Source organism: Desemzia sp. FAM 23988, assembly GCF_045528365.1.
Taxonomy (GTDB): Bacteria; Bacillota; Bacilli; order Lactobacillales; family Carnobacteriaceae; genus Desemzia.
Map to the genome: position 1 here is coordinate 86314 of NZ_JBGQQS010000007.1, position 25278 is coordinate 111591.

Sequence of the window (25278 nt, forward strand, 5' to 3'; positions counted from 1 at the left end):
TCTTCATTTTTATAGGAGATACTTAATCATGGAGAGCTAATTAAAATCATATAGTTAAATATTACTATTTAAGTTTCTTATAGATGCATTTTTAACATCTATATGTTTTTTTATGTTGAGTTTTATCAAATAGAATGTAATAATATACTAAATTAGACATAAAGGGGACAACCAAAATGGTTTTAAAAGGAATTGATTTGTTACCTCCAGTTGTAAGTACCAAACAAGCTTTATCCTTGTATAAAAAAGTAGCACAAATAAAAACATCCATTGGAAAACTAAATTCCGAACTTGACCATTCAATTGTAAATGATCAATTAATCCAAATTCTTTCTTTAAGAGAATCGGTTCAGTCTACAAGAATAGAAGGAACACAAGTTACTTTTGCTGATATGATAGATGAAGCCACTAAAAAAAATAAAAGTAGTGAAGTTACTGAAGTGGAAAATTACCAGAAAGCTTTAGCAATAGGGATAGAGCGCATCCATAATGGATATCCTATTTCTACTAGATTAATACTAGAGTTACACAAAATTTTAATGGAGAATGAAACGCGTGGAACCACGTCCTCCTCTGGAGAATTTAGAAAAATCCAAAACTTTATTGGTCCAACAAACCGGATAGAAGATGCAGTATATATACCTGTTGATGCCAACTTAATTGGGAATTATATGACAAACTGGGAGTACTATGTAAACTCGACCACTCATTCTTCATTTAATAAAGAGATTGATGAGAATACCCAACATTTGTTAGATGAGAATACAGATCCATTAATTAAAACTGCTATATTACATGCTCAATTCGAGTCTATCCATCCTTTTTTAGACGGAAATGGAAGATTGGGAAGAATCTTAATTGTTTTAAGTACGATGCAAGATGGATTAATTGAAAAACCCGTTTTTTTTGTCAGTGAAGAATTGGAAAAAGAAAGAATTAGATATTACAACAAATTGAATGGCGTAAGAGGAGAGGATCCAGAGTGGTTTGAATGGATTGATTTCTTTTTGGATGCTTGTCAAAGAATGTCAGATAATATGCTAAATAAGTTAGAAAATATCAACGATTTAGCGACACATGGATTAAAGTCTATAAATAGAGAGGGTCACATTAATAACATTTGGTTTAGCACTTTTAATCAGCCGTTTGTAACTGTTCAAGAAGTAGCAACTAAATTAAACATCAGCGTAGCTACAGCTAGAAAAGGTTTAAACACTCTTGCAGATTTAAAATTACTCGATTTTGATAAATCAAAGACCAAAAATAGAGTCTACGTGAACTACGATTTAATTAATTTATTATAGATATAAATAGGAGCCAGTTTAGCCTGAGCTCCTTTTTATATTTTCTGTGGGTAAAAACCCATAATCATAGTCAACTTCCTAACTTAGAGAATTATATTTCCTTAGTTGGAGTTGATACTGTGTAAACGTATCGGGTAAGGAAGACTATCTATTATTTTATTGCTATGTTGTTAATGCGCAGTTTGGTTCTGCTCAATAAACAAACCTACTTTTCTCTGAGAAATATTTTTCTAATATCACTTGTATTACTTGGAAAGTGAGATAATTTAAAAATGAGCGAAGTGTCATTAAACTACGTTATTACTTTAACTGCTGTTGAAGACCCAGAAGGTCTTTCGTTACAAGTAAACGGTAACTTTGAAAGAGAACACAACATTCTTGCTACCACCAGTACAGACGATAAATTCCAAAGGTTATCCATTTACAAAAAAGGAGTTATTGTATCTGAAGAAGTCTATAATAATGCGTGCGTATTCCGCTTTAACGTTCCGTTTACTCAGGAATTAAAGGTTGTTACTCTAGATAACTAATTGAAAATCCACTTTGGCGATGAAAAAAATGTTATCAAATTGGAATTTTTATAATTCGTAGTTTGATTCTCTATTCAATTTTTATATTTTTATCAATGTAAAGAAGCTGATAATGTACCCTTAAAATTCTATTCAACTTCCTCGTCTACCCATAGTTGTGGTTTGTCTCTCTCCACACCGATAAAACCATACTTATTCAAATAAATCATCACTATTAACAATACTCAGAGCTGATTCTTCTGTTTAGCTATGTAATTGCCTCTTTTAATAGCTCACATTCTACATAGTCTAGTTTAGCGATAAAAATCATCATTGATCACCTCATATTTTTCAATACTCTCTTTGAGTTGCAATATGCTTTTGTAAAGATTTTCTATATTAGCTCCCTCATCATAGAAATAAAATGTCTTTGAGTATTGGTCATAATGCCTTAGGTTTTTTTGCTTAGAAACATCATATATATCATCACCAAAACTAATCATCCCTTTAACGGGACCAAAATTTTTATTCATAATGATGGTCTGAGGAACTACGGTAAAATCTTCTAACTTCTCATCTATATGCTCTAGAGCATTTCTTAAAAATCTCTTTTCCAACAACGAATTATCATTAACACCTAATTCTTCTCTCAATGCTTTTCTTTCATTCTTTCTAATTCTATTTTTATTTTGGTCCTTACCATTTATCCCCCATAAAATTTTTGAAATGTTGCCACTATAAACAATCAAACTTTGAGCGTAGTACCAAAATTTTTCCGAGTCTAATTTTTGTCCACTATCCATTAAATTAAGGTATTCATTCACGCCTTCCACAGAATATAAAGCGAAATTAATCTGAGTTTTTAATTCATCTATATATAATTCTTTTCTTTTTTTATTCATTATAAGAACCTCCAATTTTTATACTAAGTATAATCAAAAAATGGAGGTTGTTGTTACTTTAATTATTTGCTTACCGCACAATTTGGTTCTACCCTCATTTATGAATTGAAGATATACTCCATACTAGCTAATATTTCTCTAACCGATTTCGCATTAATGCTTATATATCGATTTTCCTCAGCGTATTCAATCCATTCCATCAAATCAAAAGTATGGGCATTTAAATTGATTAGATTATCAACTTCTTTGTCATTTTGCACATAAAGATGAAAAAGACTTTCAATTTCCTTTTCTAATAACATTACACTACTCTTAAACCACTTTAAGTTAATCTTTTCTTGGTTCTCGCTTTTCTCATGACTTTTTAAAATTATTTGCTCAATCACTCTTAACTTAGAATTAATTATTCTTTTCAATTCTCTTTTCTTACTGTATTTTTCATACATGTAGAATATAATACTACCAATCACACTACCAACTAAAGTTATAGCTCCACCAATCAAAAGACTCCAAAGCGTAGTTAAATCACTTCCTTGTAAACTTTCTATAGTCTCAATTAATCCGTCATGCTGTTCTGTCATTAGTAATCATTTCCTCCATTTGTTATTTATATTGTTTTAACAACTTTCAGAATTTATATCTTATCTATATTTTTTTTATCGGTATAAATAGCTATAGAATTCTTCTGTCCATAATAGTATATCAAATGGATTCATGCTATCTTAGCTTTTTTCACAAGAGCGCTTATACAATGTTTCTAAATGTTTTCAATAAAATCAACAACTTTATCATTATTAAACTCATGAAAACTAATGCTAGGATGCAGACCACCCGGACCAATTGTCCCCCTAATTGACATTAGTTAAACCTGTTTCTTTGTAAACTAAGGGTTGATACCAGTTTCTGGCAGTAATGGAATCACCAAGAGAATTTCGAATTTTACTTTCCCATCTTCTTTTTTATTTAGGGATTAAATCCTTAACTGTTTCTTCGAAGTCTCTTCGAATAGAATTGTCTATAACTTCATAATTTATAGCAATATCAGCATTTCTGGCAGTATAAAGCGTGCCGGTAAAGTCTTTCTTTCCTAAAGTATAACTAGGGATACTTAATAGTTCTCAGTTTTAAAATAGTCGTTATAGGTATATCCAGATGGAGTTTCCTCTCTTCTGTACCCATATGATTCCAATATATTGACTTCTACTTCCATCTGAAGTTAATGAGGTCTCAATTTCATTGATTCTTACTTTTGCAGTAACTCGTTCAGAAGCAATAGTGTATGGAGAGAAATCTTTTATAGCTGGCAGATGGCCTAAACTATCCCCTTTTATTTCCTTGGACAAACTTTGAAATAGATTTTCACTTGTATTTATGGCTTTAACATTCCCTTCTCCTGAATCCATTCCTAATATGACCAACCGAGTTTCTTCGTTAAATGTATTTAAATTCGCCCGTTCCGTTTCAGTTTTTCTGGGAGTTTGTACCTACTGTCAGTTAATATTCTAGTAACAAAGTCTTATATTTATACATAACTTGGACTAAAGAATTCCATTCTCTTTAGTTTATTCAACTATTATTTTTTCCTCTTCCAGAAGTAGCAAAAAAGATGCCTCCCTATAGTAGGAAGTGCATCTTTTATTGATTCAGTGTCTGCAAGATCTCTTGAATATTCTTCTGATCAAACGGTGACAATATCTCAGATAGTACATAGACCTTGGCTTTACCGTAACGGTCTTTGTGGTTTTGCGGAACGTTGGTCAGGATCAGGTCGTAGTCTTTTTTTGGATCGTATTTTTCAATGTGTGTACCGTTGATGTGTTGCATGTTCATCACGAGCAGCTGGTTCAGGGCTTTCGTGTAGATGCTTTCCATTTTCAGGTCGATCCCGATTTGCAGGATGGTCGCTGTTTGGAAAGTGACGATGGCTAGGAGACTGACGTATTTTAACAACTCCATTTTCAATAGCGTGTCGCCGGCTGTTTCTTCGATGTTTAATTTGCCTATGCTGATGTCGCGTAATTGTTTGGCGAAGGACAACAGGTCTTTGCCGGTGAACTTTTTCTCTTTGGCTAGGATGGCGTCGTAGTCGTAGATTTCGATGTCTCCTTTGAAAAAGTACATCCGGGTATGGATTTGCGAGAGGAAATAATACATCTCCCGCTCCAACATGTAAGGCAACTTGCGCAAATTGTATTGGATGATGATCGTCTCTACAATATAGGTATCCAGAGCAGCTGTCGGCGTCCTTCTGCCGCGAAGAAGCGTGTATTCGTGGAAGTCATTTTCAGAAAGGATCGGGAAGGCCAGCAGAAAAATGAAGTGCATCATGCCTTCTTCTTCATCGACTTCAATCGAATAGCGGCTGAAGAAGCGCAGTACCATCGTGCGGACTTTGTGGTACATCGGATCTTTGTGGTAGGGTTCTATTTGCTGGTGTAAGGTTTTGTAGACTTTAGACCGGCTGTTGACGCGGTTTTTGCTGATATGGAACCAGACACCAATACGTTGTTTGCTTTCGGGATCCAATGTGGCTTGCAGGAAATTTTCCATCGCTTGGGTCATGCGTTCGACTTGGTCGTCATTTTTTCTAGAGGCCAGAGCACTTTTATCAGCGATATACCAGTAAAATTGGTAATAGAAATAACGGATCTGCAGCTCTTCTCCTTGCAAGCGGCCGTTGCGGATCTTGATCTGAAATTCTTTCAAGTAGCTGTTCAACTCTTTGATTTTGCGGAACAAAGAAGACTCACTGACAGTCAATTTCTGAGCTAATTGAGTGATCGTGAATTCTTGGTGTTCGTATAAATAGCTGATAATGCTTACTTTGATCGATTGCCTGAGATAGTGCTGGTAAATTTGCTCCAAGGAAAATTCATGCCCCATAAACAAAGAGATCATATGTCCGTCGTAATCAATGCGTACATTTGACGAAATCGATTGAAAGCGGAATGTGATGGCTTCTAGGTCCTTATCCAGTGATGCTTTGGAGATGTCTAGATGGTCAATCATCTCTGTATACCCCACTTGCCCTCCGCTTAAGACGAGTTTTTGAAAAATAGTGATTTCTCTGATTTCGTGCTTTTCTAAGAAATTTTCAATCTTCATATGCATCACACCTTACGTCAGGCCAAGGTACTAAGTTCGTTGTTTCAACAAGGTTGGTGTAGACCGGATGGAAAAAGAAATCTTTCTGCATCAAGTCTTCTAACGTTTGGTTGGTTTGAATAGCTAGAGCGAGTGTGTTGATCTTGTCTAATATATTGGCTTTGGACAGCAGCTGTGCTCCTAATAAAACGCGGCTTTCTTTATCGTAAATAAATTTGACGGTAGCCGTTTCAGCTGTCGGCAAGCTATTCAGCTTAACCTTTTGACAAACTGCGCTGACCGGATGGGTATAAAACAAACTTTCCTCTTCGGTCATCCCGGTGCTGGCGATGTAATAGCCAAAAGCCGACGTTCCGATCGTGCGCAACGAACCTTTGAACGGCAATACCGGTTCAACAAGATTGGCCGCAGCAACCATTCCTGTCCGGATTGCATTGTTGATCAGCGGGATATAGAACGTATCTTTGTCGGCTCCAAATTGCAATTGGATACAGTCCCCGACGGCAAATACATCTTTTTCAGACGTCCGCAGGTATTGGTCTACTTTGATTGTATGATCGGTGTGCAATTTGATTTGGTCGCCTAAGAACCTTAAGTCTGGTCGAACATTTACCGCTAATATAGCCGTGTCGCTGACGATGGATTCATTCAGCAAATGTGCCACCACCGTTTCGTCCGTTTCTTCTACACTGGAGACGGTCTGATTTAGGTGTAGGTTGACGCCTGATTTTTTCATCTCGACTTGCAGCGGTTCAATCATTTCTTTGTCAAAATACTTGAACAAGACATAATCCATATTTTCGACCAACGTGACTTGCTTCCCATTTTTTTGCAGCAGATCCGCTGCTTCCACACCAATTTGCCCGCCGCCGATGACGGTAACTTGCTGGCTGCCCTTTAGCTTTTCGAGGGCGTCTTCTGCTTCATGGAATCGTTTGTATTTCAAGACTCGTGTAGTGTCGCAGCCCGAAATCTTTTGCGATAGCTGACTGGAACCGGTGGCGATGATCAATTTGTCGTACCCTATGGTTTCTTCTCCCTCGGGATCACGGTACGAAATTTGCTTTTGATCGATATCGACTTTCTCGACTTCTGAAGATAAATGCAGTTGAATGCGCTGTTTCTGCAGTTGTTCGGCCGTAATAAAATAAGCCTCTTCTAAAGAAGCGATTTTCTTGTCCAAATACAAGTGCAATCCATTTGGGATGTACCCCAGTTTCGATTGCTTTTCCAACAGAAAAATCTCCGCTTGCTTAAATTTCTTCCGCACCTCTAACGCTGCAGCGACCCCAGCAAAAGAGGCACCAATAATGGCTACTCTCATATTGATACTCCTCTAGTTGTTTTCTTAATTGTAGTATAGCATTTTACAAGAGTTGGGGGCAAAACAGAACTTGGAGTTGAAGTGAGGCGTGTTTAGCGTTTCTTTTCAAATGCTCTGGGTGATTGTGGGCGGTTTGTGCTTGATTACTTGACTTGTGGGCATCAAAATAGTGGCGGTAAGTCAGATAACTCTGTTTATCCTGACTTGTGGCGCTAAAAATTAAGTGCACAAGTCAGGTTTTATCCTTTTATCTGACTTGTGAGCATCAACATGCTTGTCACAAGTCAGATAAAAGGCTGTTTACCTCCCTCTGTGTTTCCCATTAGCTTCATACCTGCACAATCTCAATGCTTTTTTTATTAAGAAATTTTTCGCAGTGCGAAAAATCTCCTTTTTAAAAGGACCTAAGTGTTTGCACAACGATTTATCCTATGTTCCCTGACCTGTGGGCATTAAAATACTGGCGGCAAGTCAGATAAATCCGTTTATCCTGACTCGTGGAGATAAAATTTAAGTGCACAAGTCAGGTTTTATCCTTTTATCTGACTTGTGAGCATCAAAATACTCGCCTCAAGTCAGATACAGGCTGTTTACCTCTCGCTATGTTTCCCATCAGCTTCATACCTGCACAATCTCAATACCTTTTTATTAAGAAATTTTTCGCAGTGCGAAAAATCTCCTTTTTAAAAGGATCTGAGTGCTTACACAATGATTTATTTCCTGTTTACTGACTTATGGGCGTCAAAATAGTGGCGGTAAGTCAGATAACTCGCTTTTTCCTGACTTGTAGAGCTAGAAATTAAGGTCGTAAGTCAGGTTTTATCCTTTTATCTGACTTGTGAGCATCAGAATACTCGCCTCAAGTCAGATATAGACTGCATACCTGCGCTAGTCTAAGAGCTTTTTAATGGGAGTGTGAGCTCTGCCTTTCACAACGCATTTTTTAAAAAAGGAGCCGCGACTTTTGTCGCAGCTCCAGCATGACTCAATTTGTTCAAAAACAGCTCCATAGAGGAACAAAACTTTGGCTAATAGATATTTTTTTTTGTGACTTTCGGGTAAAATAAGCTTAAATCGGTTCGAGTGATACATTTAGCGGAATGGTGCGGATAAGGCGTTCAACACTATTGGTCGTTACAATAAAATCAATTTCCTTAGTATTCCAACTCAGCAAGTCATAGATGGAATATCCATTCTTGCGCAATACCCCATCTAAAGGACAGTCAACTTCACCGTCTGCATTGATGAGTACATCGGTATTGTCTATTTTTAAATGCACGATCTTATCTTTTGCTTTTACTACATACGAGTACTTTTTGGCGGAGTCGTGCTCGGTTTTTCCTAAAAGATTTTCCGTTGTAATACGCGTCACCTGCTTTCTTATACGTAACTTACGAGTCAGCTGCTCTTCTGACTAAGTATCATTGTAACTAGTATAACGAGTTCTAATCGTTTCTGTTGGAAAAGTTATCATAATAACAGTACTATTTAAGGAGTTTTGTCACATGTCACTCACATCTTTTTCTATTGGTGCAACACTGAAAAAAATCAGGGAGAACAAAGGCTACACGCAAAAAGAAATTTCAGACGATACCATGGCTCGTTCCACTTATACTAAATTTGAACGGAATGACATCACTCCGACGCTTTCAAAGTATATGGCTATTTTGGACCACATGGATATGTCGCATGAAGAATTTATTTACATTTTAAATGAATACGAATTGGGGCAAAAAGAAACCATTCTTTATTTGTTTAGAAAAATCGAAAAAAATCCTAACAGCGCATTGATCGATGAGATTATTGAAAAAGGCGAAGCGTTGGTCCAAGAACGGTACGACCAATTAATACTGGATATTCTGAATGCCTGCCAGGGCTACAAGATCATCCTGGAAGAACAAGATTTAACGAAAGCAAAAGTCTACGCTCAAAAGGTCTGGGACCGGTTGGAAACGTTAGATAACTGGTATTTGGCAGAAATGCGGATCCTCAATAGTATTTTGTACTTATTTGATAGTGAAACAGCTGCATCTCTGACTAATCGAGCTCTTGCCAATTTAGACTGTTATCCCCACCTTGAAGAAGCAACCTCATTAAAAATCAGCTTTTTGCTGCATGTGACCAATTTGCTTATGGTGGACAAAAATTACGAACAAGCGCTGTTTTACGTTAAGCAAATGGAAGGTACTGCTCAAAGTACGGAACATCCCATCATGTGGGCAACCGCGTTGATCCGCAAAGAAGTCTGTATGACAAAACTTGGCGATACAACGGAATTAAGACTCATTGAAAAAGCTAAGCGTGTGTTTGACAGTTTAGACAAACCGACATTAACAGAGTGGGCTGAAAACGACCCCGAGAACTTCTACAATTTGTATGCAAAAAAACAAACGAAACTACTAAAGTAAAAGGAGCTGTCTCAAAAATCGAGTATGTTTACTCGATTTTGAAGCAGCTTCTTTTTTATTGAATGAGCAATCCAGCCGCTTACCTAGTAAGAGCCATCTGGTGCTTTTTTTACCCTCGGATGGACGCTATTTGCCTAGTAAACCCATCCAGACGTTATCTTTAACTGCTTTTTTCTCTATAAAATCTAAAAAAAGCCTGTCTCATTTTATGTTGAGACAGGCCTTTGAATGTGACGATTCCTGCGATAACTGAGGACCAGGATATATTTTATCTTGTTTCTTTTTTATCCTCCACAACGAGATGTCTCGATCCTTTGCGATTCTTATCTTGCTTTATCTCTGTTCAGTTATTGAATTTAGAGACATTCACAAAGAACATACTTATAGGATTGCATTTAAAAAAAGCGAGGCTGGAATAAATCCCGCCTCGCTAGAGTTTTTATAAGTTAGTTTTTGTTTTAAATTCGGAGACTAGTTGCGACGTCCGCCGCGTCCGCCACGCTTGCCTTCAGTGTTGCGTTTTAAAGAAGTTAAACGATCGTCACTATCTTTCAAGAATGAATTCATCAGTGTATCAAAGTCTTCTTTTCTATCTTTTTGAGCGTATGAAGGACGACTAGATTTTTGGTAGCTGGAAGATGAACCTCTTGAGCTGCCTCTATCGTTGCTGCGTTGGTAACTGCTGCTTGGTCTGGCACTTGAACTTGGTCTAGCACTTGATGGTCTAGCACTTGAACTTGGTGCACTGGCAGCCGCTTCTCCTTCTGGTTGATCTACTGCTTTACGAATGGACAAACCAATTTTACCATCGTTTCCGATTGTTAAAACTTTAACTGTAACTTCATCACCAACAGTTAATACATCGTGGATATCTTTGACAAAACTATCGGAGATTTCACTAATGTGAACCAATCCAGTTTTACCATTTCCTAAATCAATAAACGCACCAAAATTTGTTATTCCCGTTACTTTACCTGGGACCTTATTACCGACTTCGATTGACATATATACTTCATTTCCTCCTTGGATACTAGTAATGACATTATATCATTGTCTTTCCTACATATAAAGCTTTTTATTAACAGGAACTTTGATTTCGATGTCTTTTGTCACAATTTATGACGGACTATTCATTGCTTTCTGATGATTCCTCTTCGTTTTCAGCAGAGTCTTGATTATCCGTATTTTCCTTTTCTTGCGTTTTCGCTGCATTGTCTTCTGGGAAACTAAAGATGATCTCTCCTTCTTGGGATAAGTAGTATTGACTTCTAGCTAATTTCGCTATGTAATCGTCATCTTCAAGCTTTTTGACCTCATCTTGAAGGCTTTCATGTTGCTTTTCTACATCTGTTAATTCTTCTGCTGCTACTACATTTGCGGTATCCAGGGCTGCGATCTCTTGCGTATTTTTCACCAGATTAACTGACAGCGCCAAAATAAATGCGCTGCTGATCGTTACGATAGCCGCGATCCGTCTTTTTTTCTGCTTTTTAAATTTCGTTTCACGATGCGCTTGAACGGTTTTCGTTTGAGTAAATTCGTTTTCTAATTGCGTCACATTACCAGATTTTCTATTTTTCATGATCCCACACCTCTTCTACTCAAATGGATTTCTCTTTAAAATAATACGTACTTTTATAGTGTACCAATTTTTTATTTTTTTGTATTGCCGGAGGACTTATTGTACAACTTTGTACTTTATTCACTCTGAATCAATGATGGTGGCCGCCAGTCTAGGGGTTCATTTGCCCAAATGACCAGCCGCTTCTTCTACGCTCACATTATACCAAGTATGCCTTTACATTTCTATGCGGAATTGCAAAAAGATTAAAAGAATGAGCCGATTTTTGCGTATAGTTCTTAAAAGAGAGGTTGATGGAGGATGGCTTATAAGGAAAGAGAGAAGTCATACAATTTGTTGATGATGGAGTCGTTGAGTATTCGGATGGAGTTGACGTTGAAGCAGCAGTATTATTATCAGAATTTGTTGAGAGGTTACAAGGGAGAATGCGATTTTGATAAGTTGACTGTGAAGTTGGATGGGAATTTTTTGGTCCTGAATGATTTGCCATTAAAGGTGGATGGCAGGTATTTTCAGATTGATACATTGATTATCGGTGTGAAATCGGTGAGAGTTTATGAAGTAAAGAATTATATGGGAGAATATATTTTTAAAGGTGACGATCTTTACATTGCGTCGTCAGACAAAAGTATTCTGACGCCTTTTAATCAGCTAGAGCGTTTGCTGACTTCTATCCGCCAAGTATTGGCCGAGTTGGGAATTCATTTGCCGGTGAGCGGGTTTGTAGCTTTTGTCGATCCCAATATGTGTCTCTATCAAGCTCCATACCGGCCAGAGCTTTTACTACCGGGGAAATTAGAAAAACATTTAACTCAAGTAGCCAGCCACGGCGCTCCTTTAACCAGCAAACATCACGAGTTGGCCATGAAACTTTGCGAACGGTGTGTACTCGAACCGCCTTACAAAGACTTGCCTGAGTATACGTATGAATTGTTGACGAAAGGTGTGTCTTGCGCAGAGTGCGGGAGTTTACGAGTCACGCTGCCGGCGGGCAAGAGCCGGTATTGCGCATGTGAAAAGTGCGGGCACCAAGAACCGGTCACGAAGACGATTTGCCGCCTGGTGGACGAGTATCGTCGGCTGTTTCCGGGAAGAGAAATCACATCCACGGCTATTTATGAGTGGTGTGGCGGATTGTTTACTAAGAAGAGAATACGGATAGTGTTGGGGAAATATTTTAAGGCTACAGGTACGAAGCGTTTGATGACTTATATCTAAATGAAGGTCTTTTCAATTTAGCCGTTGCTTCCAAATTGCTTTTGGAATAGTGGCTGATTGAAAAGACTTTTTTGGTCTGGCTCGTCATGCTGCTTCAAGAGATTAAAAGTAATAGTGTTTTTCACTAGTTGGCTTTTAAAAGAAGGATTACTTGGTTTATTGTTCAGACTGGCTTGTGCAGGAAGTTAGCGCTTTGATAGGTAATTTTGGTTTTAGATGAGGATAGGTTAGTGAAGGGATTTTTGGGATAGGAAGGGTTGTTTTTTAGGTATTGAGTAGTTTGGGTTTGGAGTAGTTTGGGTTTGGAGTAGCTTGGGTTTGGAGTAGCTTGGGTTTGGAGTAGCTTGGGTTTGGAGTAGCTTGGGTTTGGAGTAGCTTGGGTTTGGAGTAGCTGTGTGCGCTGCAAATGGACGCTATGACTTTAATTAGAGCCATTTGAGTACTTGTCACTGCACCGAATGGACGCCACCACTCTTGTTAGTGCCATTTGGGGTCTTGCGGCTGCTCCGAATGGACGCTACGACTCTTGTTAGTGCCATTTGAGGTCTTGTCACTGCTCCGAATGGACGCTGCGACTCTAGTTAGGGCCATTTGGGGTCTTGTGGCTGCTCCAAATGGACGCTATGACTCTAGTTAGGGCCATTTGAGTACTTGTCACTGCACCGAATGGACGCCACCACTCTTGTTAGGGCCATTTGGGGACTTGTCACTGCCCCGAATGGACGCTACCACTCTTGTTAGGGCCATTTGGGGACTTGTGGCTGCACCGAATGGACGCTGCGACTTTAGTTAGGGCCATTTGGGGACTTGCGGCTGCTCCAAATGGACGCTGCGACTCTAGTTAGGGCCATTTGGGGTCTTGTGGCTGCTCCAAATGGACGCTATGACTCTAGTTAGAGCCATTTGGGGACTTGTGGCTGCTCCAAATGGACGCTATGACTCTAGTTAGAGCCATTTGGGGACTTGCGGCTGCACCGAATGGACGCTATGACTCTAGTTAGGGCCATTTGGGGTCTTGCGGCTGCTCCAAATGGACGCTGCGACTTTAGTTAGGGCCATTTGAGGTCTTGTCACTGCCCCGAATGGACGCTACGACTCTAGTTAGGGCTATTTGGGGTCTTGCGGCTGCTCCAAATGGACGCTACTACTCTTGTTAGTGCCATTTGAGTATTTGTCACTACCCCAAATGGACGCTGCGACTCTAGTTAGAGCCATTTGGGGACTTGTGGCTACCCCAAATGGACGCTACGACTCTAGTTAGGGCCATTTGAGTACTTGTCACTGCACCGAATGGACGCTACGACTCTAGTTAGGGCCATTTGGGGACTTGCGGCTGCTCCAAATGGACGCTACGACTCTAGTTAGGGCCATTTGGGGACTTGCGGCTACCCCAAATGGACGCTACATCTCGTGTTAGTGCCATTTAAGTACTTACTACCGCTCCAAATAGACGCTCCCAAACCCACCCATTACCTTAAAAAAACTCACAAAACCTAAAGCAAGCCCGCCCCATTACTAATCAATAGCTTTTTGCCCCAGCAAAAAGCCACCTATCGAAAAAATAGGTGGCTGAAGGGAGATTTATTTTTCCGTATTGCTGATAACGGTGTACATCTCTGCGGCTTCGTCTTTTTTAGTGGTTTCGACTAGTTTGTCGATGCGAATGACTAGTGTGCGGTTTCCGAAGGCGATCGTTAATTCGTCGCCCTCTTTGACAGTCGATGATGATTTGGCAACGGCGCCGTTGATTTGGATTCTGCCTTTGTCCGCCACTTCTTTCGCGATGGTGCGGCGCTTGATGATGCGTGAAACTTTTAGAAATTTGTCTAATCTCATAAGCCTAGCTCCTTTTCTTTTGCTTTGATTTTTTGCCAGATGGCGTCTACTTCTTCCACTGTATTGGCTTCCACTCCGTCAAATACATGCGGGTGGCGTCTGCGTAATTTGGTATTGATGGCTTCGAGCACGTCTTCCAACGTGAAGGCACCTGTGTATTCGGCGTAACTCGTTTGGTACAGCACTTGGCACAAGACGTCGCCCAACTCTTCTATTAAATTGCGGGTGTCTTGGTTTTGGATAGCCTCCACCAATTCCTCCGTTTCCTCGCGCAAATAGGGAATCAGCGTCTCATGCGTCTGCTGTTTGATCCACACGTCGCCGCCTTCTCCAGAAATCTCGTCCATATAAAATTGCAGTGTCTGGAAGGATTTGGTGCGCTCATCTTGCTTTAAAGCAGGCACAAACAGCACAGCCGAAGCGGAGTTTATTTGGAAGGAAGGCTCTTGGTTCAGGGTGAACCATTCCACACTTTCTTGAGCGGTGCCCGGTTCTTGGATCAAGGCTGCTTGGTGATCCGGCGGGTACTTTTTATCTAAAATCGACCCGACGAGGCTTAATACAGGCGCATCATGGATGTCTTCAATGATGACCGATTGGCCTAACGCCAACTGGTCCCCATCCAGCTTTTTAGCGGGGATCCATTGGAATCCATTTGAAAAATCGCTTTGTGCAGCTTTAAAAATTACTTCTAAAACGGATAAATTCATGTTCTTCCCTACTTTCTCAATACTCTTTTGCCAAACGGAAGGGACAACCATTCGCGCAAGGCCAAGAGTTTGAATGAAATAATGGCTTTCACAAATACTGCCACGCCGATCCCGACTCCTAAAAGTGCCATGATAAATGAGCCGACACGACTGGCGTCTAAACCGGTCACGTGGATCAAGCTCGTGGCGACCAATACCGTCGCACTCATAATGACGGAACTCGCGGCTAACTTCCAGCCAAAACCTTTCGCATAAACGGCCGCTTTCAAGTTAGCCCCTAATTTGAGCCAACTGAACACAAGCGTAGTCAATAAGGCCAATACCGTTCCAAAACTGGAACCAGCTGTTCCCCATAGTATCACCAAATGCGTGTTCACCAACATTTTCACTACTAAACCAATCATCAATCCGACAAATGCCAGACGATGCTGGTTGCGGCTTTGGAAAACTGCATTGACGGCCCCGATCAAGGATGCCAAAAAGATGGAAACCAAGTAAATCCCAATGGTCAAGTTGCCTTCTTTATCGCCAAACAACGTGTGGTTCAAATATGGAGTCAAGAGTATCATACCAAAAGTAGCGGCTGCAGCAATAGTGATAGTGATCCGCAAAAATGATTTGGCAATGTGCACAAAGTCTGCTGCCTTCTTCTCGACCACGCTGGCCGTCAACATCGGCAATAAACTGGATGAAAAAGCCGTTGCAACGACCATTCCTAATTGCACCAGCGGCTGGCCGCGATCATAGATCCCTTTTAAATTCCGAGCCGCTTCAGGTGCTACACCTGACTGGACCAGCCCGTTATATAACGTAAACGAGTCAATCAGCTGCAGTAACAACAACATCGCACTCAATAAACACAAGACCAGTCCTTCTGTCCCTAAACGTTTGAGCAGCCTTTGATAAGTCGGCACTGCATCTGAATCTGGCTGGATGACTGCGGAAAACGGCCGCTTCTTGTGATGCGAGACCATATAAATCACCATCGTCACCGAAGCAGCGATCGCGGCGATCCACGCACTGCTCATCGCATCGGCACCCATTTGGTATACCGATTGGTAGCTGGCGTTGAACGTATAGGCAACCAGTAAAATCACAGCCACTCGAACGACTTGTTCGACCACTTGTGAAACAGCTGTCGGGATCATTTGAAACGTACCTTGGAAATAGCCGCGCGAAACGGACAAGAAAGGCACCAGCAAAAATTGCCAGGACACCGCTTGAATGATGCCGCTGAGTTGGCGGTCCCCCATGCCGTCTGCGATCACATTTGCGCCGAAATACAAGGCTAGAAAAATCGCCAAGGAAATGCCCCCCAACAAGACAAACAATCGCTGCTGGACTTTCCGCTGCAGTTCGGTTGGCGTTTCTGCAATGATCTTAGACAGAAACACCGGCAATCCGTTCAGCGCCAGAGTCATGCCTAAGCCATAAAGCGGATAAACTTGCTGGTAGACGTAGAATCCCGTGTTGCCGACCATGTTTTGGAAGGGGACGCGGTAGACTGCACTGAGGACTTTTGCTATAAAAGCGGCAATCGTTAAGATCACAGCGCCATTCATCGTTTTTTTCAGTTGCTGATTGCCCATTTGTTCGTCCTCTTCTCTTTCACGTTACTTGCTTGCTGTATTTTCCATGCGGTAATCCGCAATGTTTTGCGCAAATTTTTCAATGTAGCTCAGCCACTGGTAAGTAGCTTTCAGGTAATCTTTCTGCAAGCGCAAGCTCACGGTCAATTTGCCTTTGACGACACCCACATTGGCTTTCAACGGAATATCGCTGAGCGCACGGAAGGTTTCTTCTCCCGGCAGCTGCTGCGTTCCTTCCGCAGAAAAAGTGATGTCGATTAAATCGTCTTTGCGTTTGACGTTTTCGATCAGCGCGTATTCGCCGTAGAACTTGATCAGTCCGATCGTCAACAAGTCAGCAACTTCATCCGGGAAGTTCCCGAAGCGGTCGATCAGATCATCTTGCAATTGAACGTACTCGTCGTGGCTGTTCAGCTCGCGAATGCGTTTGTAGATCTCGATTTTCTGGCGTTGATCGGAAATGTATTCGTTCGGCAAGTAAGCATTGATGCCCAAGTCGATTTCCACTTTAGTTTTCTTGTCTTTTTCTTCACCGCCGCGTTTGCGCACCACAGCTTCGTTCAGCATTTCGGAGTACAAATCAAATCCGACTGAATCGATAAAGCCGTGCTGTTGTTTCCCAAGCAAGTTCCCTGCCCCGCGGATCGATAAGTCTCGCATGGCGATTTTGAAGCCGGAACCTAGTTCGGTAAAGTCTTTGATGGCTTGCAGCCGTTTTTCACTGACTTCATTCAAGACTTTATTTTGTTGGTACATCAAATAGGCATAAGCGACACGATTGCTCCGTCCGACGCGGCCTCTCAATTGATACAATTGCGACAAGCCCATGTGGTCCGCATTTTCTACGAACAAAGTATTCACATTCGGCATGTCCACACCCGTTTCAATGATCGTGGTTGTGACTAAAACATCGTATTGACCTTCCACAAATTCAAACAAAACATTCTCCAATTGCGTTTCTGTCATTTGACCATGGGCGTAAGCGATGCGGGCATCTGGAATCAGGGCTTCCAGTTCCGATACACGCCGTTCGATCGTTTCGACGCGGTTATACAAGTAAAAGGCTTGTCCTCCCCGAGCCATTTCCCGTTCGACGGCTTCTCGGATCGCGCCAGGATTTTGTTCCATGACATAGGTCTGCACTGGGTACCGGCTGGCGGGCGGAGTTTCGATGACCGATAAGTCCCGCACGCCCAGCATCGACATGTGCAACGTCCGTGGAATCGGTGTCGCCGTCAAGGTCAACACGTCCACTTGCTCTTTCAATGCTTTTAGTTTTTCTTTGTGCTTCACGCCAAATCGTTGTTCCTCGTCAATGATCAATAACCCAATATCGTGGAATTCCACGTCATTAGATAACAAACGATGGGTTCCCACAACCACATCGACCTGGCCTTTTTTGATGCCTTTGATCGTTTCAGCTTGTTGTTTTTTAGTACGGAAACGACTCATGATCGACACTTCCACCGGGAAATCGGCAAAGCGTTCCATCATCGTTTCGTAATGCTGCTGTGCTAGAATTGTCGTCGGTACTAAGAATGCGGCTTGTTTGCCTTCTTGGACTGCTTTAAAGATTGCTCTTAAAGCAACTTCCGTTTTCCCGTAGCCAACGTCTCCGACCAACAACCGATCCATCGGCTTTTTCTTTTCCATATCGCGCTTGATTTCTTCCGTACTGCGTAACTGATCTTCGGTTTCCGAGTAAGGGAAAGCATCTTCGAATTCTTTTTGGTATTCCGTGTCTGGTGAAAAAGCGTAGCCCACTTCTTGGTCACGAGCCGCATACAACTCGATCAACTCGTCTGCAATGTCTTCCACTTTACTGGCAACTTTATGCTTGGTTTTGGCCCATTCGGTTCCGCCCAGTTTGTTGACTTTAGGGGTTTTGGATTCGGAAGAAACGTATTTTTGCAGCAAATTCAATTGCGTTACTGGAATGAATAATTTGGCGTCATCTTTATAAATAATCGACATGTAATCTTGATTGACGCCATTGATTTCCAACGTTTCCATACCAGTATATTTCCCGATCCCGTGATTGACGTGCACCACAAAATCTCCTGGATTCAACTCGCTGTAGCTCTTGATCCGTTCCGCATTCGACATGGTTTGACGGCGATTGGCTTTTTTCTTCGCGACTTTATTGAACAATTCCCGTTCCGTCAATAAGACGAATTTCTCTGTCGGCAATTCAAATCCATTGCGGATACTGCCGATGACAATTTGGACGCTGCCCAATTCAAGCGCATCTGGAGTCACAACTTTACTGTGGATCTCAAAGTCTTCAAACGTCTGATGGACTTTTTGCGCCCGTTCATTGGTCGGTACGGTCACTAAAACCGTATGCTCTTGTTTTTCCCAACGGGTCATCTCTGTTTTCAGCAACGGCATTTGGCCAAAGAATTGCTGCATACTGCGGTATTGGAAGGGGTGAATGGCATCAAAGCGCAGATTGCCCATCCCTTTTTGAAAGAGAACAAAATACACGCGGTCCCTTTGTGTTTGCTTCATCAATGATTTAAAGTCGTGTGAAAAATGCTGCTGCTGCAAGATTTGGCGTGTGCTTAATTTGCTCGTTACCCATTCCGCTTCTTCGGTTTCCGCATGACGCTCGGCTTCAAGAATACGCGGATAATCATCCAGCACCAAAACCGCATTTCCAGCCATATAGTCTAAGATGCTGCTTTTTTCTGTGTACACATAATCGGTGAACATCACCAATTCGTCGATCGATTCGCCATAGTTGAAGGCATCTACGATCGGTGCCATGTTGTTCGTGAAGTCTTGTTTGCTGGCATCTTCCGTCAATAAGTTTTTATTGCGTTCTACCGCATCCGTAAATGATTGCGCTTGTTGCTGCAGCAGTTCTTTCGTAAAAATCGTATCACTGGCCGGCAATATTTTAATCGCTTCAATAGTATCGACCGAACGTTGCGTCCCAGCTTCAAAGAATCGCATCGAATCCACTTCGGTATCAAATAATTCGATCCGCACCGGATTTTCTTCCGTTAACGGGTAAATATCAATGATTCCCCCGCGGATACTGAATTCTCCCGGACTACCTACCAATTGCTGGCGCACATATCCCATATCGACCAGCTTTTGCGCCAAGTTTGTCGGGTCCAACTCTCCGCCGATTTCCACTTCAAATGTGTTCTCTTTCCATAAGCTGACTGGTGGCAATAATTTGCGCACACCCGCCACCGGAACAAAAATAACCCCCGGCTCTCCTGATAATAAGAAATCCATAGCAGCAATTCGTTCACTGCGGGCTTCTGGTGAGGCGATCGCCATCTCAGCATAGACCATTTCATCTACCGGAAAAATATGCAGCTTGTCGTCATCGACCAAACCCGTGAAATCTTCCATCAATTGATTGGCATGAAATAAATTGTGCGCAATCACAACGATCGGCTGTTGCTTTTCTTTTAGCATGGCAGCTATCACTAAAGTTCTAGCTGAGCCAGACAACCCGGTTACGAGTTGCGTTTGCTTCTTACCGATCGGGTCGATAACAGCTTTAACACTATCCATACCAGCCAGTAACTGTACTACATCTCCCATATGATATTGCCTCCGTTTTATCTTAATTAAAGTGATTCATCGTATCCATAAATTTGTGCCCATCCAGCCAATGATTCGTAGCCTCCGCACTTTTTTTCACCGCGTCCAAAATGTCTTCATGAACCTCTTTTGGAAATCCGCTCAACACGTGTTGAACAACGGTTTGTTTCGGAAATGGACGGTCGATACCGATCCGGATCCGATTGAAATCTTGTGTCCCGATGTGCTGGATGATGCTCTTGATGCCGTTGTGCCCGCCTGCACTCCCTTTTTGACGCAAACGAATCTTCCCGACTGGCAAATCCAAGTCATCATAAATTACCAGCAAATCTTCCACGTCGACGCCATAATAATCCATCAATGCTCTGACAGCTTTTCCAGAATCATTCATAAAAGTTTGTGGTTTAACGAACAAAGTTTTTTCTCCATCAAAACGAGCTTCAGCGACATCCGCTTCAAATTTTGATTTGTTGAACGAAAATTTATGTTGGTAAGCCAATTCATCTAATGTAATAAAACCAATATTGTGTTTGGTGTCTTGATATTTTTTCCCAGGGTTTCCTAGGCCTACAATCATCTTCATTGTACACTCTCCAATTTGAACGTTAATGGACGCAAAAAAGCGCTGCACGAAACAACCTTCGCCCAGTACGATCTCTTTTTAAACTTTCATCTAGTATAGCACAATTTAAAACACAAAAGGAATAGGTTGCTTGCTTTAAAAAAAGTTTATAAAATATTTCACATGACAGCGTTTTAATTAAACCTTACCTCTGTAAACTTTTTCCTTTTTACAGTATACTGAATGTAGTTCAAGCAGAGCTTATGATTCTATTAAAGATATGGAGGAATTGAACATGGGAAACAAAAATGATAATCAAAAAGTTATTTTAGTAGGGGACGGAGCAGTTGGGTCTAGTTACGCATTTGCTCTAGTAACACAGAATATTGCTCAAGAACTTGGTATCATTGACATCGATAAAGCAAAAACTGAAGGTGACGCTTTAGATTTATCACACGCCTTGGCCTTCACTTCTCCAAAGAAAATCTATGCGGCTGACTACAGCGACTGCCACGATGCAGATATCGTCGTCATTTCAGCAGGAGCTGCTCAAAAACCTGGTGAAACCAGACTTGATTTAGTGAAAAAAAATATGCGCATTTTTAAAGGCATTATCGGCCAAATCATGGACAGCGGCTTCGACGGTATTTTCTTAGTCGCTACGAACCCGGTAGATATCTTGACTTATGCCACTTGGAAATTCTCTGGACTACCGAAACACCGTGTTATCGGATCTGGGACTTCTCTAGACAGCGCCCGTTTCCGTCAAGAAATCGCAACGATTTTAGACGTCGATGCACGTAACGTCCATGGCTATATTTTAGGTGAACACGGAGATACAGAGTTTCCAGTATGGTCTCACGCCAACGTTGCCGGCCTGCAAATTTACGAATGGATCAAAGAAAATCCCGGTGTTGACGAACAAGCCCTAGTCGATGTATTCTTTAAAGTACGCGACGCCGCTTACGACATCATCGAAAAGAAAGGTGCTACTTTCTACGGAATCGCCGCAGCACTAGCCCGTATCACTAAAGCTATTTTGGGTAACGAAAATGCCGTTCTACCAGTTTCCGCTTATTTAGACGGGCAATACGGCCAAGAAGATGTTTACATCGGTGTTCCGGCCATCGTCAACCGTCAAGGAATCCGCAAAGTCGTGGAAATTCCATTAAGCGAATCTGAAGCAGCGAAAATGAACCATTCTGCTGAGACCTTGAAATCGATCGGTCATGAGGCTTTGGAAGAAGTTATGAAAGATCAATAAACCTATACAAAACGATTCAATATTAACTGATGAAGAATAAAAATCCTGTTCAAGGTTGAGTATACTCTCTTGAACAGGATTTTTATTTAAACTCCATTCTCAACTACTCATAATACCTTCCACGTCCAGAACCATGTGCCTGGTAATATTTTTTGAAGACATAGCGGATTCTTTTCTCCGTCACCAACCCGCCGCACCAATCATCAACTAAATTAAACGCTACTCTTCTTCCCGGGAACATCATTTTGCATTCTTCAATATGACGGAAAATACATTCAGCTGCTACCTCTCGATACCCGCAACCAGCACAGGTTATTGTTTTGCCTTTATTTTTAACTTCATGAATGAACTCCCCGCAATTCTCGCAAATCAGCCCTTTTTTGAGCTCGTCATACTCGTAACTAGGAACGCCTTTCAATGTCGGTATAGATTGAGCGGAAACTTCACACAATTTGCTCGCTACATAAATATGCTCTTGAGTTAATTTTCCATCTAATTGGTTCATTTGGCGAAAATGTTGCGGAATGGAAGTTGGCAGCAGCACTCTTTCTGAATAAGAAACATCATACAAAGTGAATTCCGGATGAACAAACACGATAAAAGATTTGATAGGCAAGTTGATGCCATATTCGTACAAGATCTTTTGCAAATACGTTTCCTTCCGATTCAACCATTCAATCGGACTTTCAAACTTAAAATCAGAAAATACTGAACGAAAAAAGCCGTCTTTATAATAGTATGTTCCTTCATAATTTTTGATTTCGTATAAATAAATGGCATAAGCAGTGATAATCAAAGCATCAATTTGAAACTCGTTGCCATTATCCTGAAATGGCAAATCGTTCAATATCAAGCAGTCACACTCTAATTTTTCCGTTAACACATCAAAACAGCACTCGCCATAGTACCCTTTCTTTTGATTCATATAGTATTTATGCACTTTAGCGCTTAACTGAGTACGTTTGTACAGCACTTCCAACATAGCCAGCACAGTAGGTTTCTTTCTTTTTTTATAGATCATCACAAATCCTCCTTTTACACACAATATACGTAAAAAAAAGCGTTCTCTTTTTTACAAATAAGAAATTTTTCGCGGGGCGAAAAATCTCCTTTTTGAAAGGATCTGAGTGCTTAAAATGAAGTTTATCGTCGATAACCTGACTTGTGGGGAACAAAATAATAGCGATAAGTCAGATAACTCTCCTTTTCCTGACTTGTGGGACTGAAAATTAAGGCCGTAAGTCAGATTTATCCCTTTTACCTGACTTGTGAACACTAAACTACTCACCACAAGTCAGGTAAAGACCACAAGCGGCTTTTCTCATGCCCCTCCGAGCTTCATACCTAAGACAACCAAGACCTTTTTTAATAAGAAATTTTTCGCCTCGCGAAAAATCTCCTTTTTGAAAGGATCTGAGTGCTTAAAATGAAGTTTATCGTTGATTACCTGACTTGTGGGAATTAAAATAATAGCGATAAGTCAGATAACTCTCCTTTTCCTGACTTATGGGACTGAAATTAGGGCCGTAAGTCAGGTTTATCCCTTTTACCTAACTTGTGAACACTAAACTACTCACCACAAGTCAGGTAAAGACCACAAGCGGCTTTTCTCATGCCCCTCCGAGCTTCATACCCAAGTAAACCAAGACCTTTTTAATAAGAAATTTTTCGCCTCGCGAAAAATCTCCTTTTTGAAAGGATCTGAGTGCTTAAAATGAAGTTTATCGTCGATAACCTGACTTGTGAGGATCAAAGTAATAGCGATAAGTCAGATAACTCTCCTTTTCCTGACTTGTGGGACTGAAAATTAAGGCCATAAGTCAGGTTTATCCCTTTTACCTGACTTGTCAGCATCAAACTACTCACCACAAGTCAGGTAACGGTCACTTTCCACACACGTATCGGTTGCGCCGAACTTCATAGCGCCGTAAAGCTTCTTCCTCCCAATCTATCATTTAAATCAAAAATAAGCCTCACCCAACTAGTACCACTAACTAGTTGGGTGAGGCTCATCTAAACTTCACTATATGGTTACTTGCAAGCCAATTGATAAATAGCTTCTGCATAAATCTCCATGGCTTTATATAAATCGCTCAAAGCTAGACCTTCGTTTTCTTGGTGGGCTAAGCTTTTTGCGTGTGGGAAGTGAGCTCCGAATGCGACCATGTTTGGCATTTGGCGAGCGTAAGTGGCTCCGCCTGATACGAATGGTTCTGTTTGGTCGCCAGTTTTTTCTTGGTAGACGCTCATCAAGGTTTTGACTAAGTCGCTGTCTTTTTTGACGTATAGAGAAGGGATGAAGTCGAATTCTTTGTATTCCAATCCATATACTCCAGCAACTTTGCTTAACGTTCTGATCAATTGTTCTTTATCGTAAGTTACTGGGAAACGAATGTCCAGCGTGATTTTAGAAGCGTCTTTCGTGATCTCTAATTTGCCGGTATTTAAGGTCATTTCGCCGGAAACGTCATCTTTAACTTCGCCAAAAATACTCAAGCCGTTTGTTTCGTCGCCGATTTTTTCTGCAATGAAACGCAACGCTGGATGCGATTCTACTTTGTTCAATCCTTGGACCAGTTTGTTGATTGCGTTGATTCCTTCACCAGATACGCTGGAGTGAACGGATTTCCCTTTGACGATGATTTTTCCGTCTTCTTGGTCAAAAGCAACACCCAGTTTATTCAATTCATCGGCTAGCGATTCGATGCTGTTGCCGTCGTAGATTGCTTCGCCGGGAACAACATTGGACGCTTCACCCAATTTCAAGTTCACTGCGTCGCTTCCAGGTCCTGTCAAATTAACTTCCCACAAACCTTTTTCAGCATACGTTAATGGGAATGTACCGTCTGGAACGAAGCCCATTGTTGGGATTTCTTCTTGATCCGTGTATTTTTGGATACCGCGCCATAAGCTTTCTTCGTCGGTACCGAAGATAAAGCGAACACGTTTGTTGAAAGAGATGCCTTCATCTAGAACCGATTTGAATCCATAAAGAGCCGCAATCGTTGGACCTTTGTCATCTTGAGTTCCGCGACCATAGATGACGTCATCTCTGATTTCAGGTTCAAATGGAGGATTGGTCCATTTGGCCAGATTACCGCCTGGAACGACGTCTAAATGGCATAAGATACCGATCATTTCTTCGCCGCTGCCGTATTCGGCATACCCATAATTTCCTTGAGGATCAATAAATGTCTTCAAGCCTAGATCCTCACAGATCTCTAATGCTTTTTCCAATGCCTCTTGAATCCCTTGGCCGAATGGAGGATTTCCTGTACCGTCTCCTTCGTTCACTGATGCGATTGAAAGCAATTCTTTCAATGCTTCAATACTTTCTTGTTGGTGATTTTCCTTTACCCATGTTGTCATTCTTTGACCTCCTAGCTGATTTTCTATTTCAT

The 25278-nt window shown here is 41.3% G+C and carries 20 protein-coding genes; 5 read left to right on the forward strand and 15 right to left on the reverse strand.

Going from position 1 to position 25278, the window contains the following annotated elements:
• Window positions 1-176: 176 nt before the first annotated feature.
• Together ACEN4L_RS05820 and ACEN4L_RS05825 are read left to right on the forward strand one after the other, a co-directional pair.
• Window positions 177-1304 carry a Fic family protein gene (locus ACEN4L_RS05820; protein ID WP_407096247.1) on the forward strand — a complete coding sequence of 376 codons (1128 nt, stop codon included), beginning with the start codon at window positions 177-179 and terminating at the stop codon, window positions 1302-1304.
• 272 nt (window positions 1305-1576) lie between these two features.
• Window positions 1577-1834: a hypothetical protein gene (locus tag ACEN4L_RS05825; RefSeq protein WP_407096246.1), complete on the forward strand. Its 258-nt coding sequence runs from the start codon at window positions 1577-1579 to the stop codon at window positions 1832-1834.
• A 293-nt stretch (window positions 1835-2127) separates the two neighbouring features.
• Here ACEN4L_RS05825 and ACEN4L_RS05830 read toward each other — a convergent pair whose 3' ends face one another.
• The 6 genes from ACEN4L_RS05830 to ACEN4L_RS05855 form a co-directional block, all read right to left on the reverse strand.
• The gene (locus ACEN4L_RS05830) at window positions 2128-2715 is read right to left on the reverse strand and encodes a hypothetical protein (RefSeq protein ID WP_407096245.1); all 588 of its coding nucleotides are present in this window, start codon (window positions 2713-2715) and stop codon (window positions 2128-2130) included.
• Between the two features lie 98 nt (window positions 2716-2813).
• On the reverse strand, window positions 2814-3296 hold the full coding sequence (locus ACEN4L_RS05835; protein WP_407096244.1) for a hypothetical protein: 483 nt from the start codon (window positions 3294-3296) through the stop codon (window positions 2814-2816).
• A gap of 555 nt (window positions 3297-3851) precedes the next feature.
• Complete coding sequence (locus ACEN4L_RS05840; protein WP_407096243.1) at window positions 3852-4133, reverse strand: hypothetical protein; 282 nt, start codon at window positions 4131-4133, stop codon at window positions 3852-3854.
• A 217-nt stretch (window positions 4134-4350) separates the two neighbouring features.
• Window positions 4351-5820, reverse strand: coding sequence for a helix-turn-helix domain-containing protein (locus ACEN4L_RS05845; protein ID WP_407096242.1), 1470 nt, complete (start codon window positions 5818-5820; stop codon window positions 4351-4353).
• Window positions 5810-7144, reverse strand: a complete 1335-nt coding sequence (locus ACEN4L_RS05850) for an FAD-dependent oxidoreductase (RefSeq protein WP_407096241.1) — start codon at window positions 7142-7144, stop codon at window positions 5810-5812. Before ACEN4L_RS05850 ends, ACEN4L_RS05845 begins: the two co-directional genes overlap by 11 nt.
• A gap of 1069 nt (window positions 7145-8213) precedes the next feature.
• On the reverse strand, window positions 8214-8516 hold the full coding sequence (locus ACEN4L_RS05855) for a hypothetical protein (RefSeq protein WP_407096240.1): 303 nt from the start codon (window positions 8514-8516) through the stop codon (window positions 8214-8216).
• Window positions 8517-8649: 133 nt separating this feature from the next.
• On the opposite strand from ACEN4L_RS05855, the gene ACEN4L_RS05860 reads away from it, so the two are divergent.
• A complete protein-coding gene (locus ACEN4L_RS05860) occupies window positions 8650-9552 on the forward strand; it encodes a helix-turn-helix domain-containing protein (protein WP_407096239.1) in 903 nt (300 codons plus the stop codon).
• A gap of 471 nt (window positions 9553-10023) precedes the next feature.
• On the opposite strand, the gene ACEN4L_RS05865 is transcribed toward ACEN4L_RS05860, so the two are convergent.
• Entirely contained in the window at window positions 10024-10557 is a 534-nt protein-coding gene (locus tag ACEN4L_RS05865) for a S1 domain-containing RNA-binding protein (protein ID WP_407096238.1), read from the reverse strand.
• 121 nt (window positions 10558-10678) lie between these two features.
• On the reverse strand, window positions 10679-11134 hold the full coding sequence (locus tag ACEN4L_RS05870; RefSeq protein WP_407096237.1) for an FtsB family cell division protein: 456 nt from the start codon (window positions 11132-11134) through the stop codon (window positions 10679-10681).
• A 300-nt stretch (window positions 11135-11434) separates the two neighbouring features.
• Here ACEN4L_RS05870 and ACEN4L_RS05875 point away from each other — a divergent pair, with 300 nt between their 5' ends.
• Window positions 11435-12352: an NERD domain-containing protein gene (locus ACEN4L_RS05875; RefSeq protein ID WP_407096236.1), complete on the forward strand. Its 918-nt coding sequence runs from the start codon at window positions 11435-11437 to the stop codon at window positions 12350-12352.
• Window positions 12353-13933: 1581 nt separating this feature from the next.
• Here the strand turns inward: ACEN4L_RS05875 and ACEN4L_RS05880 are convergent.
• Genes ACEN4L_RS05880 through pth form a run of 5 tightly spaced genes read right to left on the reverse strand, consistent with a single transcriptional unit; the run spans window position 13934 to window position 20634 of the window.
• A complete protein-coding gene (locus tag ACEN4L_RS05880; protein WP_079650950.1) occupies window positions 13934-14188 on the reverse strand; it encodes an RNA-binding S4 domain-containing protein in 255 nt (84 codons plus the stop codon).
• Complete coding sequence (locus tag ACEN4L_RS05885) at window positions 14185-14898, reverse strand: MazG nucleotide pyrophosphohydrolase domain-containing protein (RefSeq protein WP_407096235.1); 714 nt, start codon at window positions 14896-14898, stop codon at window positions 14185-14187. The genes ACEN4L_RS05880 and ACEN4L_RS05885 overlap by 4 nt, the downstream gene beginning before the upstream one ends.
• Window positions 14899-14906: 8 nt before the next feature.
• Window positions 14907-16487 carry an oligosaccharide flippase family protein gene (locus ACEN4L_RS05890; protein WP_407123584.1) on the reverse strand — a complete coding sequence of 527 codons (1581 nt, stop codon included), beginning with the start codon at window positions 16485-16487 and terminating at the stop codon, window positions 14907-14909.
• Window positions 16488-16511: 24 nt separating this feature from the next.
• Window positions 16512-20021 (reverse strand): transcription-repair coupling factor, encoded by a 3510-nt coding sequence (gene mfd, locus ACEN4L_RS05895; RefSeq protein WP_407096319.1) that lies wholly within the window; start codon window positions 20019-20021, stop codon window positions 16512-16514.
• Window positions 20022-20073: 52 nt separating this feature from the next.
• Window positions 20074-20634, reverse strand: a complete 561-nt coding sequence (gene pth, locus ACEN4L_RS05900) for an aminoacyl-tRNA hydrolase (protein WP_407096234.1) — start codon at window positions 20632-20634, stop codon at window positions 20074-20076.
• A 274-nt stretch (window positions 20635-20908) separates the two neighbouring features.
• On the opposite strand from pth, the gene ACEN4L_RS05905 reads away from it, so the two are divergent.
• On the forward strand, window positions 20909-21877 hold the full coding sequence (locus ACEN4L_RS05905; RefSeq protein ID WP_407096233.1) for an L-lactate dehydrogenase: 969 nt from the start codon (window positions 20909-20911) through the stop codon (window positions 21875-21877).
• A gap of 103 nt (window positions 21878-21980) precedes the next feature.
• Here ACEN4L_RS05905 and ACEN4L_RS05910 read toward each other — a convergent pair whose 3' ends face one another.
• Window positions 21981-22898, reverse strand: a complete 918-nt coding sequence (locus ACEN4L_RS05910; RefSeq protein WP_407096232.1) for a nuclease-related domain-containing protein — start codon at window positions 22896-22898, stop codon at window positions 21981-21983.
• Window positions 22899-23908: 1010 nt separating this feature from the next.
• Entirely contained in the window at window positions 23909-25246 is a 1338-nt protein-coding gene (locus ACEN4L_RS05915; RefSeq protein ID WP_407096231.1) for a M20 family metallopeptidase, read from the reverse strand.
• Window positions 25247-25278: the final 32 nt, after the last annotated feature.

What these genes read in the sequence shown, in the direction of transcription:
- ACEN4L_RS05820 (WP_407096247.1), top strand. Translation starts at nt 177, where the DNA reads ATGGTTTTAAAAGGAATTGATTTGTTACCTCCAGTTGTAAGTACCAAA.
- ACEN4L_RS05825 (WP_407096246.1), top strand. Translation starts at nt 1,577, where the DNA reads ATGAGCGAAGTGTCATTAAACTACGTTATTACTTTAACTGCTGTTGAA.
- ACEN4L_RS05830 (WP_407096245.1), bottom strand. Translation starts at nt 2,715, where the DNA reads ATGAATAAAAAAAGAAAAGAATTATATATAGATGAATTAAAAACTCAG.
- ACEN4L_RS05835 (WP_407096244.1), bottom strand. Translation starts at nt 3,296, where the DNA reads ATGACAGAACAGCATGACGGATTAATTGAGACTATAGAAAGTTTACAA.
- ACEN4L_RS05845 (WP_407096242.1), bottom strand. Translation starts at nt 5,820, where the DNA reads ATGAAGATTGAAAATTTCTTAGAAAAGCACGAAATCAGAGAAATCACT.
- ACEN4L_RS05850 (WP_407096241.1), bottom strand. Translation starts at nt 7,144, where the DNA reads ATGAGAGTAGCCATTATTGGTGCCTCTTTTGCTGGGGTCGCTGCAGCG.
- ACEN4L_RS05860 (WP_407096239.1), top strand. Translation starts at nt 8,650, where the DNA reads ATGTCACTCACATCTTTTTCTATTGGTGCAACACTGAAAAAAATCAGG.
- ACEN4L_RS05865 (WP_407096238.1), bottom strand. Translation starts at nt 10,557, where the DNA reads ATGTCAATCGAAGTCGGTAATAAGGTCCCAGGTAAAGTAACGGGAATA.
- ACEN4L_RS05870 (WP_407096237.1), bottom strand. Translation starts at nt 11,134, where the DNA reads ATGAAAAATAGAAAATCTGGTAATGTGACGCAATTAGAAAACGAATTT.
- ACEN4L_RS05875 (WP_407096236.1), top strand. Translation starts at nt 11,435, where the DNA reads ATGGCTTATAAGGAAAGAGAGAAGTCATACAATTTGTTGATGATGGAG.
- ACEN4L_RS05880 (WP_079650950.1), bottom strand. Translation starts at nt 14,188, where the DNA reads ATGAGATTAGACAAATTTCTAAAAGTTTCACGCATCATCAAGCGCCGC.
- ACEN4L_RS05885 (WP_407096235.1), bottom strand. Translation starts at nt 14,898, where the DNA reads ATGAATTTATCCGTTTTAGAAGTAATTTTTAAAGCTGCACAAAGCGAT.
- ACEN4L_RS05890 (WP_407123584.1), bottom strand. Translation starts at nt 16,487, where the DNA reads ATGGGCAATCAGCAACTGAAAAAAACGATGAATGGCGCTGTGATCTTA.
- mfd (WP_407096319.1), bottom strand. Translation starts at nt 20,021, where the DNA reads ATGGATAGTGTTAAAGCTGTTATCGACCCGATCGGTAAGAAGCAAACG.
- pth (WP_407096234.1), bottom strand. Translation starts at nt 20,634, where the DNA reads ATGAAGATGATTGTAGGCCTAGGAAACCCTGGGAAAAAATATCAAGAC.
- ACEN4L_RS05905 (WP_407096233.1), top strand. Translation starts at nt 20,909, where the DNA reads ATGGGAAACAAAAATGATAATCAAAAAGTTATTTTAGTAGGGGACGGA.
- ACEN4L_RS05910 (WP_407096232.1), bottom strand. Translation starts at nt 22,898, where the DNA reads ATGATCTATAAAAAAAGAAAGAAACCTACTGTGCTGGCTATGTTGGAA.
- ACEN4L_RS05915 (WP_407096231.1), bottom strand. Translation starts at nt 25,246, where the DNA reads ATGACAACATGGGTAAAGGAAAATCACCAACAAGAAAGTATTGAAGCA.